Below are 12,520 nucleotides of genomic sequence, written 5' to 3' on the forward strand. Positions count from 1 at the left end.
GCAACCATGAACGCCGTCATCCGCCCTCGCCGTTCCGTCCTGTACATGCCCGGCGCCAATGCGCGCGCGCTCGCCAAGGCGCGCACCTTGGATGCCGACGCGCTGATCCTGGACCTTGAAGACGCCGTCGCTCCCGACGCCAAGGGCCTCGCCCGCGAACAGGTAGCCGCCGCCTTGCGCGACGGCGGCTATGGACGGCGCGAGTGCATTGTGCGCGTCAACGCGCTGGACACGCCGTGGGGGCTGGACGACGTGCGCGCCGTGGCCCAGGCAGGCGCCCATGCGGTGCTGTTGCCCAAGGTCGAATCGCCTGCCCAACTGGCCGCGCTGGCCCAGGCGCTGGATGCGGCGGGCGCCCCGGCGGACCTGCCGCTGTGGGCCATGGCCGAAACGCCCCTGGGGTTCCTGCGCCTGGACGCCATTGCGGGAGGCCACCCGCGGCTGGCGGCCATCGTCGTCGGCACCTCCGACCTGGTCAAGGACCTGCACGCCCGCCATACGCCCTCGCGCGACGAAACCCTGCTGGCCCGATCGCTGGCCGTCATGGCGGCGCGCGCGCACGGACTTGCCGTGCTGGACGGCGTGCATCTGGATTTGAACGACGACGCCGGCCTGGCGGACGCCTGCCGTCAGGGACGCGATCAGGGCTTTGACGGCAAGACCCTGATCCACCCCGGCCAGATCGCGGCCGCCAACGCCGCGTTTGCGCCCACCGCCGACGAACTTGCCAGTGCGCGCAAGCGCCTGGACGCCTGGCAGGCCGCGCAGGCCGCGGGCATGGGCGTGGCCGTGGTCGATGGCGCGTTGGTGGAAAACCTGCACGCGCAAGAGGCCGAACGCGTGCTGGCGTTGGCAGCCGCCATCGCCGCGGAGTAAGCCGCGTGGCCTGAAGTAAGCCGCGTGGCCTGAACAAGACCGAGGGCCGATACGGCGGTTGGCTCACGGGCCAGCGCAGCCCGCCGGAAGACGTATTTGCCCGTCTCGAACCGACCCGCCGCGTCGCCCGGTACAATGTCGGCCGCATCAGCTTTGGCCCAACCCTCCTCTCGCTCCGTCTTTCGCGCCCCGCGCTTGCCGCGCGTGCGATACAACCCCGGTTCCCTTTTCTGCGCCGCGCCTTGTGGCGGGAACCTTGCCGCGCCTGCGCGCCTTCCTGCCCCTAGATTCATGATCCGCTTCCAACAAGTTTCCCTCATGCGCGGCGTCAAGCCCTTGCTCGACAAGGTCGACCTGCTTCTGAACCCCGGCGACAAGATCGGCCTCATTGGCGCGAACGGCGCAGGCAAGTCCAGCCTGTTCGGTCTGCTGCGCGGCACGCTGCACGCCGACCAGGGCGACCTCGACTACCCGTCGTCGTGGCGCGTTGCCCACGTGGCGCAAGAGACGCCGGCCCTGGACCGGCCCGCCATCGAATACGCCATCGACGGCGACGTCGCGTTGCGCAAACTGGAAGCCGAGCTCGCCGCGCTGGAAGCGGAACCGGAAAGCCCCGAGAACGGCCTGCGGATGGGCGACATCTACGCGGCGCTGGCCGATGCCGACGCCTACACGGTCCATTCCCGCGCCGAACAGCTCTTGACCGGCCTGGGTTTCACGCAGGCCCAGATGCAGTTGCCGCTTACCAGTTTTTCGGGCGGCTGGCGCATGCGCCTGAACCTGGCGCAGGCGCTGATGTGCCCGTCCGACCTGCTGCTGCTGGACGAGCCCACCAACCACCTGGACCTCGACGCGATCATCTGGCTGGAAGACTGGCTCAAGCGCTACCCCGGCACGCTGATCGTCATCTCGCATGACCGCGACTTCCTGGACGGCGTGGTGAACGTGATCGTCCACATCGACGATCGCAAGCTCAAGCGCTATTCCGGACATTACTCGTCGTTCGAGCGTCAGCGCGCCGCACAGCTGGAACTGGCGCAGGGCATGATGGAAAAGCAGATGCGCCAGCGCTCGCACCTGCAATCGTTCATCGACCGCTTCAAGGCGCAGGCCAGCAAGGCGCGCCAGGCGCAAAGCCGGATCAAGGCGCTGGCCCGCATGGAAGAGGTGGCCCCGCTGCGCGCGGCCGCCGAATTCTCGTTCGAGTTCCGCGAGCCGCTGCGCGCGCCCAATCCGCTTCTGACCATGGACAAGGTCAGCGCGGGCTATCGCATCGAGGACGAAGCCACCGAAGCCGTGTCCGACAAGATCATCGTGTCCGGCGTCAACTTTTCGCTGCAGGCGGGTCAGCGCATCGGCCTGCTGGGTATCAACGGCGCAGGCAAATCGACCTTCATCAAGACCATCGCGGGGGAACTCGGCTCGCTGGCCGGCGAGACCCAGTTCAACAAGGGCCTGTCGATCGGCTACTTCGCGCAGCATCAGGTCGAAATGCTGCGCCACGACGAGTCGCCGCTGTGGCACATGACCAAGATTGCGCCCACGGTCCGCGAGCAAGAGCTGCGCAACTTCCTTGGCAGCTTCAATTTCAACGGCAACATGGCGACGAGCTCCATCGCGCCATTCTCGGGCGGTGAAAAGGCCCGTCTGGCGCTGGCGCTGATCGTGTGGCAACGCCCCAACCTGCTGTTGCTGGACGAACCCACCAACCACCTGGACCTGGAAACTCGGGAAGCGCTGACGACCGCCCTGGCGCAGTTCGAGGGCACGCTGGTGCTGGTGTCGCATGACCGCCATCTGCTGCGCGCCACCACCGACCAGTTCATCATCGTGGCCGACGGCAAGGTCAGCCCGTTCGACGGCGACCTGGACGACTACAAGGATTGGCTCTACAAGACCAAGCTGTCGGCCAAGGCCGCCTGAGCGCTACGATCTGCCCGCACGGCGCGGGACGCGTTACAATCCCGCGAATTGCCCGCGTCCGGTTTCATCCGGGCGCCTGCGGCAACCTTCAACCACGTCCCGCTGCATGCGGGACGCGTTTTTTAGCGCTCGTAGATGCCGATCAAAGACCAACTATTTCTTGCCAGCCAGTATCTTGCGCCCCACCACCTGGTGTCGCGATTCTTCGGATACGCGTCCGACTGCCGCGAGCCCGCGGTCAAGAACTGGATGATCTCGCGCTTCGTCCGCAAGTATGGCGTCGACATGCGCGAGGCCCTGCAGGAAGATCCGCTGTCCTACGACTGCTTCAACGACTTCTTCACGCGCGCCTTGAAGCCCGATGCGCGTCCGCTGGATGACGAACCCGGCTCGGTGCTGTGCCCCGCGGACGGCGCCATCAGCCAGATGGGCGCGATCGAACAGGGCCGCATCTTCCAGGCGAAGGGCCACAGCTACGGCCTGGCGGATCTGCTGGGAGGCGACTCTGAGCGCGCCGCACCCTTTCAGGGCGGGCAGTTCGCCACCATCTACCTGTCGCCCAAGGACTACCACCGCGTCCACATGCCCGTCGCGGGCACACTGCGCGAAATGATCCACGTGCCCGGCCGCCTGTTCTCGGTCAATCCGCTCACCGCGCGCAACGTGCCGCGCTTGTTCGCCCGCAACGAGCGTGTCGTCTGCATTTTCGATACGGAACACGGTCCCATGGCGGTCGTGCTGGTCGGCGCGATGATCGTGGCGTCCATCGAGACCGTGTGGGCCGGCCTGGTCACGCCCCACAAGCGCCGCGTCAAGTCGGTGCGCTACGACCCCGCCGCTCGCGCGCCCATCCACCTTGAGAAAGGCGCGGAAATGGGCCGCTTCAAGCTGGGCTCCACCGCCATCGTCCTGTTCGGACCGAACAAGATCCGTTGGGCCGACACGCCATCGGTGCTGGGTCCGGTGCGCATGGGCGAACTGCTGGCGCTGCCCGTTACGGCTTAAGCATCGCGGGGAGCCGCGTGGCAAGACGCTGCGCGGCATTCTGGATCGGCCTTGGGCAGCCGCCCTTGTCATGCGCCCGACGGTCCGTCCCATTGCCCCTTCTTTACTGAAATCGAAGAAGCGCTTCCGCATTTATTCGCTTTATGCGATGGAACGGCGTTGCTAGATTACGGGCTTTTGCCGGCCCGCCATGACTTCCACCGCCCTACCCGCCGCAAACGTCCGCGCGGCCGTCCGCCCCCTGCCTCGCGCGCTGGGACGCATGCTATCGCTGGACGACTTCGAACTCGCCGCAAAACGGCGCCTGCCACGCCCTATCTTCGGCTACATCGCCGGCGCTGCAGAGGACAACCAGTCCTTGCGCAACAACCGCGACGCCTTCGCCCGGTATGCGTTCACGCCCCGCGTTCTCGTCGACGTGTCGGCGCGCACGCAGCAGACCGAACTCTTCGGCCGCACCTATGCATCGCCCTTCGGCATCGCGCCGATGGGCATCAGCGCCCTGTCGGCCTACCGCGGCGATATCGTGCTGGCCCGCGCCGCGCGCGAACAGAACGTCCCGGCAATTCTCAGCGGCACGTCGCTGATCCCGCTCGAAGCCGTCATTGAAGAGGCTCCCGGCACGTGGTTCCAGGCCTATCTTCCCGGCGATCCCGCAAAGATCGACGCGCTCATCGAACGGGCGCGGCGCGCCGGCTACGAGACGCTGGTGCTGACCGTCGACATCCCCGTGTCCGCCAATCGCGAAAACAATGTGCGCACCGGCTTTTCCACGCCGCTCAAGCCCAGCCTGCGGCTGGCCCTGGACGGCATCACCCGGCCGCGCTGGCTGGCCGGCACGTTCCTGCGCACGCTGCTCGCCCACGGCATGCCCCACTTCGAGAATTCCTTCGCCACGCGCGGCGCGCCCATCGTGTCGTCGACGGTGCTGCGCGACTTCACGGCGCGCGACCATCTGAATTGGGAGCACGTGGCGCGCATCCGCCGCCAGTGGCCCGGCGCCCTCATCATCAAGGGGATCCTGCATCCGCGCGACGCGGCAATGGCGCGCCAGCATGGCGCCGACGGCATCATCGTTTCCAACCACGGGGCGCGCCAGCTCGACGGCGCCATCTCGCCGCTGCTCGCCCTGCCCGGCGTCGTCGCCCAGGCCGGCGCGATGACGGTGATGATGGACAGCGGCGTGCGGCGCGGCGGCGATGTGCTGAAGGCGCTGGCGCTGGGCGCGCGCTGTGTCTTCGTGGGGCGGCCCTTCAATTACGCCGCGACCGTGGGCGGCCAGGCGGGCGTGGAGCACGCCATCGGGCTGCTGCGCGCCGAAGTGGACCGCAACATGGCGATGCTGGGCATCAACCGGCTGCGCGAGATGGATGCCAGCCTCATCTGCCGCGAAGGCGAGCTGCCGTCCTGACGTGGGGGGGGCTCCGACCCCGCGCAGCGGGCGCGGCGGGCATAGAATGGCGATTCCCTTGCTACCCGCGCGCCGGCCCGATTGGCTGGCGCGTCCCGTACCTCCGTGTCCTTACGCCAATCCTCATTCTTCCTGCGCTTCCTGACCCTGGGCGCATTGGCCCACGTCTACGTCGGCGCCCGACTCATTCCCGACCTGCTGCTTGGCGGCGAAGGCGCCGCCGCCGCGATTCTTTTCCTGGTGGCTTCCTGCGTGCTCATCCCCCTGGGCATGCTGGCGCGATCGTCCATCCACCCGCCCTGGGGAGACCGCATCGCCTGGGTCGGCCTGCTGGCGATGGGCCTGTTTTCTTCCCTGTTCGTGCTGACCGTGTTGCGCGATGCCTTGCTGCTGGCGCTGTGGCTGGCGAACGTGGCCATTAACGCCGACCTGCCCTGGGTAACGCTGCGAAGAGCAAGCGCGTGGGCGGTTGCCGGGCTTGCCATGGCGGGCACGCTGGCCGGGCTCTACAACGCCAGGCGCCGAGCGCGCGTCATCGACGTGGATGTGCCGATTTCGGGCCTGCCGCAGGACCTGGACGGCTTCACCATTGTGCAGATCAGCGACATCCACGTCGGTCCCACGATCAAACGGCGCTACGTGCAAGCCATCGTCGATGCGGTCAACGCGCAGTTGCCGGACGTGGTCGCCATCACCGGCGACGTGGTCGACGGCAGCGTCGAGCAACTGGCCGCACAGGCCAGCCCGCTGGGCCAGTTGCGCGCGACCTACGGCGTGTATCTGGTCACCGGCAACCATGAATACTATTCGGGCGCCGGGCCGTGGATCGCCGAGTTCCGGCGCATGGGGCTGCGCGTGTTGATGAACGAGCATGTCGTCATCCACCCGTCGGGCCTGCCGATGGTGGTGGCTGGCGTGACGGACTACAGCGCAGGCGCGTTCGACCCCCAACATCGCAGCAATCCGCGGGCGGCGCTGGCGAGCGCTCCTGCCGACGCGTTTCCCCGCATCCTGCTTGCGCACCAACCCCGCAGCGCGGCCGCCGCGGAGCCGGTGGGCTACACCCTGCAGCTCTCCGGCCACACGCATGGCGGGCAGTTCTTTCCGTGGGGGTTTTTCGTGCGCTTCCAGCAGCCCTTCACCGCGGGCTTGCACCGTTTGGGGCGCATGTGGGTCTATACCAGCCGCGGCACCGGATACTGGGGCCCCCCGAAGCGGCTATGGGCCCCTTCGGAAATCACGCGTCTGCGGCTTCGATCCGCGCCAGCGCGCTGACCGCGCAGCAGGCGGGTCAGCTGTCTTCGGGCAGCGGACCGCGTTCCAGGTAGCTCGTCAGGGCGATGTCACTGGTGGTGTTGGTGATGCCCTCGATTTTGTGGATGCGCGCCAGCAGCAGCTCCAGCGCCTGCGTGTCGCGCACGCGCACCTTGAGCAGCATGGCGCTCTTGCCCGTGATGGTGTGGATTTCCTCGACCTCGGTCAGCTCGGCAAGCCCAAGCACCTGCTGGGTGATGCTCCAGTTGTTCGTGTCCACGTGCACGAAGGCCAACAGCGGCCGCCCCATCTTCGCGCCGTCGAGTTTGGCGGCGATGGCCTTGATCTGGCCATCGCGCTTGAGGCGTTTGACCCGTTCGTGCACCGCCGGCGCCGACAGGTTCAGGAGTTTCCCCAGTTCCGCGTAGCTGGGCGAGGCATCGTCAGCCAGCAGGGTCAGTAATTTACGGTCGCGGTCGTCTAGGTCTGACATTGGAATCGCGTTCCGCCAAGTGGCGGAGGCACTTTGATGAAATAAGGGTTTATCGGTGTAAACCCTTATTTTATTCCAATGTCCGGGCGCGCGGCGCCGCAGGCCGTCCTACCAGGGGAAAGAAATGAGGTCGCCGTACAGCCGCTTCAGCGTGCTCTTCACCTCGGGCGAATTCTGGTAGATGGAGATGAACTTGAGCAGACGGGGATCCTGCGCCTTTTCCGGCGTGGCCACCCAGCGGATGGCGTAGCGCCGGATGCTGTCCGGATCGGTATTGTCGAACGCCAGGCCATCCTTTTCGTTCAGGCCCGCCTGCTTGGCGAAGGTCGTGTAAGTGACAGACGCCGTCACGTCGTCGAACGTGCGCGCCGATTGCGAACCCTCGATCTGCACGAACTTGAGCTTCTTCGGGTTGGACACCACGTCCTGCAGGGTGGCCTGATGCGCCACGCCCGGCTTGAGCGTGATAAGCCCCATCGACTGCAGAAGCAGCAAGGCGCGGCCGGTGTTGACCGGATCATTCGGCACTGCGATGGTTGCGCCATCCGGCACTGCGTCGCCCTTTTTCAGCTTTTTGGAGAACAAGCCGATCGTGGTCGAATAGCCGTAGGCGATCGGTTGCAGGTTCGCGCCGCGCCGCTGGTTGAAGAGTTCCAGGAAAGGCGCGTGCTGGAAGAAGTTGGCGTCCACCGAGCCATCAGCCACCGCGATGTTGGGCAGCACCCAGTCATTGAATTCCACGAGCTTGACGTCCAGCCCTTCCTTTTTGGCCTGGGCGATCGCCAGCTCGGTGGCCTCGTTGGCCACGCTGGCGATCACGCCGATCCGCAGCGGCTGCTCTTGTGCCGTCGCGGGCGCGCAGATCGCCAGCCCCAACGCGGCCACGGCCGCGCCGCGCGTCAGTTTCAAAAGCAATTGGTGCACAAGCATGTAGGCCATCCAGGTAGTCCGAACGCCGAACGACGGTCCGGCACAGGCGCTATTGTGCAGCACCGGGCGCCGGCGGCCTCCAAAGGCCTTTGTCACGCAATGGCAATGTCAGGCCGGCCCGGCGGCGCTAACATGGCTTTCAGTACGCCCTTGGGAGATGCTCATGAGCGCGGTTCCGACCCCCCAGCCCGGCCAGCAGTCCGCTGCCAGCCGTCGTGACCTCATCGAAGACCAGCTAGGCGCGCACAACTATCATCCGCTCGACGTGGTCATCGCGCGGGGCAGCGGCGTCTGGCTCTATGACGTGGACGGACGCCGCTACCTTGATTGTCTGTCCGCATACTCCGCGGTCAACCAGGGCCACTGCCACCCGCGCATCCTGGCCGCCATGACCGAACAGGCCCAGAAGCTGACCCTCACGTCGCGCGCGTTCCGCCATGACCAGATGGCGGGCTTTTACGAAGACCTGGCGCGCCTTACGGGCGCCCACAAGATCCTGCCCATGAACAGCGGCGCCGAGGCCGTGGAAACCGCCATCAAGGCGGTGCGCAAATGGGGCTACGAGGTGCGCGGCGTGCCTGAAGACCAGGCCGAGATCATCGTCTGCGCCAACAATTTCCATGGGCGCACGCTGGGTATCGTCGGGTTTTCGACGGACCCCGACGCCTACGGCCACTACGGACCGTTCGCGCCGGGATTCAAGATCGTGCCCTTTGGCGACTACGACGCCTTCGACGCGGCCATCACCGACCGCACGGTCGCGTTTCTGGTCGAACCGATCCAGGGCGAGGCCGGCGTCGTCATTCCCCCGCCGGGGTACTTCACCCGGGTGCGCCAGCGCTGCACGGAACGGAACATCACCCTGATCCTGGATGAAATCCAGACAGGCCTGGGGCGCACGGGCAAGCTGCTTGCCGAAGAACACGAAGGCATCGAAGCCGACGTCACCCTCATTGGCAAGGCGCTGTCTGGCGGCTTCTACCCCGTGTCCGCAGTCCTGTCGAATGCCGACGTGCTGGGCGTGTTCCAGCCCGGGCAGCACGGCAGCACCTTCGGCGGCAACCCGCTGGCGTGCGCCATCGCCCGCGCCGCGCTGCGCGTCCTGATCGACGAAGGCATGATCGAAAACGCGGCAACGCTCGGCGCGCACTGTCTTGACCGCCTGCGCGCGCTGCCCGGTCCTGTGCGCCAGGTGCGAGGCCGTGGGCTGATGCTGGCCGTCGAGCTTGAGCCGGACGCGGGCGGCGCCCGGCGCTGGTGCGAACGTCTCCAGGCGCGGGGCTTGCTGGTCAAGGACACCCACGTCCATACCCTTCGGCTGTCGCCGCCCCTGGTCATCACGCGCGACGAGGTCGATTGGGCCTGCGATCAATTGGCGGCGGTGCTGTCCGAAGCTTGACCGCGGGCCGCATGATCGGCCCCGCGACACACTGAACCGCCACAACGGAGCACTTCAATTGCAGAACACGCCCACCCTGCCCGAGCACGTCACCCTGATCGGCGCCCCCACGGATATCGGCGCCGGCGCGCGCGGCGCGTCGATGGGGCCGGAAGCCCTGCGCGTCGCGAATCTGGGGCCCGTCATTCAAGCACAGGGGTTCCAGGTCGAAGACCGCGGCAACCTGTATGGCCCGGCCAACCCCTGGCTGCCGCCGGTGGACGGCTACCGCCATCTGCAGGAAGTGACGTCGTGGAACCAGGCGGTGCACGACGCGGTGCACGCGGAACTGGCCCGGGGCCGACTGCCGGTGCTGCTGGGTGGCGACCATAGCCTGGGCATCGGATCCGTCAGCGCCGTCGCCCGCCATTGCCGCAGCGCCGGCAAGAAGCTGCGCGTGCTCTGGCTGGACGCCCATGCCGACTTCAATACCAACACGCTGACGCCGACGGGAAACATCCACGGGATGCCGGTCGCCTGCCTGTGCGGCAACGGCCCGGCGCCCCTGATCGGCATGTCGGGCGCATGCCCCGACATCGAGCCGCCGTGCATGCGGCAGATCGGCATCCGCAGCGTGGATCCCGGCGAAAAGCGCCTGCTCCACGACGCGGGGCTCGACGTCTTCGACATGCGCTACCTGGACGAGATGGGGATGCGGGCCACCATGCAGGCCGCCCTGGCCGATCTGGACGCCGACACCCATCTGCACGTGAGCTTCGACGTCGACTTCCTGGATCCCGAGATCGCGCCGGGCGTCGGCACCACGGTGCGAGGCGGCCCCACGTATCGAGAGGCCCAGCTTTGCATGGAGATGATCGCCGACACCGGCCTCATGCGCTCGCTCGACGTGGTCGAGCTGAATCCCGCCCTGGATGTGCGCAACCGCACGGCCGAACTCGCCGTGGATCTGATCGAAAGCCTGTTCGGCAAGTCGACGCTGGTGCGTCGCGGCGCGTAGCCGCCGCCCCGTTCTATCCCTCGCGGTCGCGCCGGATCGCGTCGGCCGCGTCGCGCAGGTGAACCAGGTTCGCGTCGCGCTGATCCCACACACGGGGCGTCGGCCCCGCCAGGCATAGCGCATACCATTCGCCGCCCAGGTCCAGCGCCACGGCCAGGCCCGTCAGATCGATGACGCTTTCCCCCACGTTCGACGCCCATCCGCGCTCGGCGGCAAGATCGACGTCGGCCAGCAGCGATTCGCGCGTCGTCAACGTGTGGTCCGTGTAGCGCGTGTATTGCGCGGCCGCAAGGACGTTTTCGCGTTCGGTGGCAGGCAGCCGCGCGAGGATCGCCTTGGCCACCGAGCTGGTATGCAGGGGCCGGCGCTCGCCCGGCCGGGCGGCGTAATGCACGGGCTGCAGCGCCTCAACCACGTCCAGGAACAGCACGGCTCCGTCCTGGATCTTGCCCAGCATCACGGTCTCGTCCACCGCATCACGCAGCGCCTGCAGGCGCGGCCGAACCAGTTCGAGCCAGGGGTCGCCGGCAAGGATCTGCCCGCTAAGGCTGTACAGCCGCGCCGTCGGGTAGTAGCCGCCGCGCCGCCTTACCTCATACAGATAGCCCCGGGCCACCAATGTGCGCACCAGCGCCAGGCAACTGGACATGGGCGCGCCCAGGCCTTGGGCCAGCTCGGTCAGCGGCATGGGCCGCCGCGCCTCTGCAAACAGTTCGATCAGATCCAGCGTGCGAGCGACCAACTTCACTTCCACGGCGATCCTCCTTTTTGTCGTTCCGCGCCTGGCCTAGGTAGTCCACCCGGTTGACTTTTCATAGGCGGGTACATAAATTCTTGCACAGGAATTTACATTCACCAATAAGAAATAAATTTCAGCCGGCTGGAGCACCGGCGCCGCCTTCCCGAGTTACCGCGTCATCAATAACGTTCAATAATCGGCCCGCCCACGGGCCGGGGAGACAGAAAGATGCGTATCAAACCCGTGTTGGCGGCCCTGGCCGCCGCCTTGGCCGCCAGTACTGCCCATGCCCAGTCCGACGTCGTCCGGCTGGGCGTGTCCAATGACCGATCCGGCATCTATTCCGACCTGGGCGGCCTGGGCTCGGAAATGTCCGTGCGCATGGCCGTGGAGGACTTCGGCGGCAAAGTGGCAGGCAAGACGGTCGAAGTCATTGGAGCGGACAACCAGAACAAGGCCGACGTGGCGTCTGCGCTGGTCCGGCGGTGGTTCGACACCCAGAATCTGGTCGCAGTGGTGGATGGCGGCGCCAGTTCGGCGGGCCTGGCCGCGCAGGGCGTCGCGCGCGAAAAAGGCGGCACCGCCCTTATCAGCGGCGGCTTCGCGGGCGATTTCAGCGGCAAGCAATGCAGCAACCTCAGCACGCAATGGGCGCCGGATACCTATGCGCTGGCCAACGCGGTCGTGAAGAGCGTCGTGGAAGGCGGCGGCAAGACCTGGTACTTCATCACCACCGACTACGTGTTCGGCAAATCCCTGGAAAGCAACGCGACGCGCTTCGTCCAGGGCGCCGGCGGCAAGGTGGTGGGCAGCACCCGCCACCCGCTGGGCGCGCTGGACTTCGCGTCGTTCCTGGTCCAGGCGCAATCGTCCAAGTCCGACGTGGTGGGCCTTGCCAGCGCCGGCGGAGACCTGGTCAACCTGATCAAGCAGGCGCAGGAGTTCGGCCTGGCGGGCGGCAAGCAACGCATGCTGACCTTCCTGACCTTCATCAACGACGTGCAGGCGATGGGCCTGCCCGTGGCCCAGGGCCTGACCTTCCCCACGGGCTTTTACTGGGACGCCGACGAAGACACGCGCGCCTGGACGCAGCGCTGGCAAAAGAAGATGGGCGTCACGCGCGCGCCATCGATCGTGCAGGCATTGAGCTACGTGGCCACCACGCATTACCTGCAGGCGGCGCAGGCGGCCGGCACGTTCGAGGCGGCCGCGGTCAACCAGAAGATGCGCGAATTGCCCATCACGACCAAGTTGATCAAGAATGCCCGGGTGCGCCCTGAAGACGGACGCGTCATCATGGACCTGTATCTGGTGGAAGTGAAAAAGCCCGCTGAATCCAAGTACGCCGGGGACTTCTACCGCATCCTGTCCACGGTGCCGGGCGATAAGGTCTTCGTGTCGCTGGCCGACAGCGAATGCCCTCTCGTCAAAAAGTAGATGCCGCCTGCGGCGCCGGCGTCACGTCCGGCGGCAAGGTGAAGCGAAACATAAAG

Annotated in this window: 11 protein-coding genes; 8 read left to right on the plus strand and 3 right to left on the minus strand. The window is 66.7% G+C overall.

All coding sequences use genetic code 11. The features are described from left to right. Window positions 1-6 precede the first annotated feature (6 nt). From RT614_RS08560 to RT614_RS08580, 5 genes are all read left to right on the plus strand, one after another. Window positions 7-876, plus strand: a complete 870-nt coding sequence (locus tag RT614_RS08560; protein WP_313621685.1) for a CoA ester lyase — start codon at window positions 7-9, stop codon at window positions 874-876. 291 nt (window positions 877-1,167) lie between these two features. Beyond that, window positions 1,168-2,799: an ATP-binding cassette domain-containing protein gene (locus RT614_RS08565; protein ID WP_313621686.1), complete on the plus strand. Its 1,632-nt coding sequence runs from the start codon at window positions 1,168-1,170 to the stop codon at window positions 2,797-2,799. Between the two features lie 135 nt (window positions 2,800-2,934). Then, window positions 2,935-3,804, plus strand: coding sequence for an archaetidylserine decarboxylase (asd, locus tag RT614_RS08570; protein WP_313621687.1), 870 nt, complete (start codon window positions 2,935-2,937; stop codon window positions 3,802-3,804). Between the two features lie 190 nt (window positions 3,805-3,994). Beyond that, a complete protein-coding gene (locus tag RT614_RS08575; RefSeq protein WP_313621688.1) occupies window positions 3,995-5,215 on the plus strand; it encodes an alpha-hydroxy acid oxidase in 1,221 nt (406 codons plus the stop codon). A 105-nt stretch (window positions 5,216-5,320) separates the two neighbouring features. After that, the gene (locus RT614_RS08580; RefSeq protein ID WP_313621689.1) at window positions 5,321-6,490 is read left to right on the plus strand and encodes a metallophosphoesterase; all 1,170 of its coding nucleotides are present in this window, start codon (window positions 5,321-5,323) and stop codon (window positions 6,488-6,490) included. Between the two features lie 16 nt (window positions 6,491-6,506). Here RT614_RS08580 and RT614_RS08585 read toward each other — a convergent pair whose 3' ends face one another. Together RT614_RS08585 and RT614_RS08590 are read right to left on the minus strand one after the other, a co-directional pair. Beyond that, window positions 6,507-6,962: an Lrp/AsnC family transcriptional regulator gene (locus RT614_RS08585; RefSeq protein ID WP_313621690.1), complete on the minus strand. Its 456-nt coding sequence runs from the start codon at window positions 6,960-6,962 to the stop codon at window positions 6,507-6,509. A gap of 108 nt (window positions 6,963-7,070) precedes the next feature. Continuing rightward, window positions 7,071-7,892: a MetQ/NlpA family ABC transporter substrate-binding protein gene (locus RT614_RS08590; protein ID WP_313622040.1), complete on the minus strand. Its 822-nt coding sequence runs from the start codon at window positions 7,890-7,892 to the stop codon at window positions 7,071-7,073. A gap of 163 nt (window positions 7,893-8,055) precedes the next feature. Between RT614_RS08590 and rocD the strand changes: the two genes are divergently transcribed. Both rocD and rocF read left to right on the plus strand, forming a co-directional pair. Continuing rightward, a complete protein-coding gene (rocD, locus tag RT614_RS08595) occupies window positions 8,056-9,291 on the plus strand; it encodes an ornithine--oxo-acid transaminase (RefSeq protein WP_313621691.1) in 1,236 nt (411 codons plus the stop codon). Between the two features lie 58 nt (window positions 9,292-9,349). Continuing rightward, on the plus strand, window positions 9,350-10,288 hold the full coding sequence (rocF, locus tag RT614_RS08600) for an arginase (protein ID WP_313621692.1): 939 nt from the start codon (window positions 9,350-9,352) through the stop codon (window positions 10,286-10,288). Between the two features lie 13 nt (window positions 10,289-10,301). Here rocF and RT614_RS08605 read toward each other — a convergent pair whose 3' ends face one another. Beyond that, window positions 10,302-11,042 (minus strand): IclR family transcriptional regulator, encoded by a 741-nt coding sequence (locus RT614_RS08605; protein ID WP_313621693.1) that lies wholly within the window; start codon window positions 11,040-11,042, stop codon window positions 10,302-10,304. A gap of 213 nt (window positions 11,043-11,255) precedes the next feature. Between RT614_RS08605 and RT614_RS08610 the strand changes: the two genes are divergently transcribed. Then, complete coding sequence (locus tag RT614_RS08610) at window positions 11,256-12,464, plus strand: ABC transporter substrate-binding protein (RefSeq protein ID WP_313621694.1); 1,209 nt, start codon at window positions 11,256-11,258, stop codon at window positions 12,462-12,464. Window positions 12,465-12,520 lie beyond the last annotated feature (56 nt).

The organism is Achromobacter sp., assembly GCF_032102605.1.
Taxonomy (GTDB): domain Bacteria; phylum Pseudomonadota; class Gammaproteobacteria; order Burkholderiales; family Burkholderiaceae_B; genus Achromobacter.

Coding starts and splice junctions, on each gene's coding strand:
- RT614_RS08560 (WP_313621685.1), top strand. CDS start 7: ATGAACGCCGTCATCCGCCCTCGCCGTTCCGTCCTGTACATGCCCGGC.
- RT614_RS08565 (WP_313621686.1), top strand. CDS start 1,168: ATGATCCGCTTCCAACAAGTTTCCCTCATGCGCGGCGTCAAGCCCTTG.
- asd (WP_313621687.1), top strand. CDS start 2,935: ATGCCGATCAAAGACCAACTATTTCTTGCCAGCCAGTATCTTGCGCCC.
- RT614_RS08575 (WP_313621688.1), top strand. CDS start 3,995: ATGACTTCCACCGCCCTACCCGCCGCAAACGTCCGCGCGGCCGTCCGC.
- RT614_RS08585 (WP_313621690.1), bottom strand. CDS start 6,962: ATGTCAGACCTAGACGACCGCGACCGTAAATTACTGACCCTGCTGGCT.
- RT614_RS08590 (WP_313622040.1), bottom strand. CDS start 7,892: ATGCTTGTGCACCAATTGCTTTTGAAACTGACGCGCGGCGCGGCCGTG.
- rocD (WP_313621691.1), top strand. CDS start 8,056: ATGAGCGCGGTTCCGACCCCCCAGCCCGGCCAGCAGTCCGCTGCCAGC.
- RT614_RS08610 (WP_313621694.1), top strand. CDS start 11,256: ATGCGTATCAAACCCGTGTTGGCGGCCCTGGCCGCCGCCTTGGCCGCC.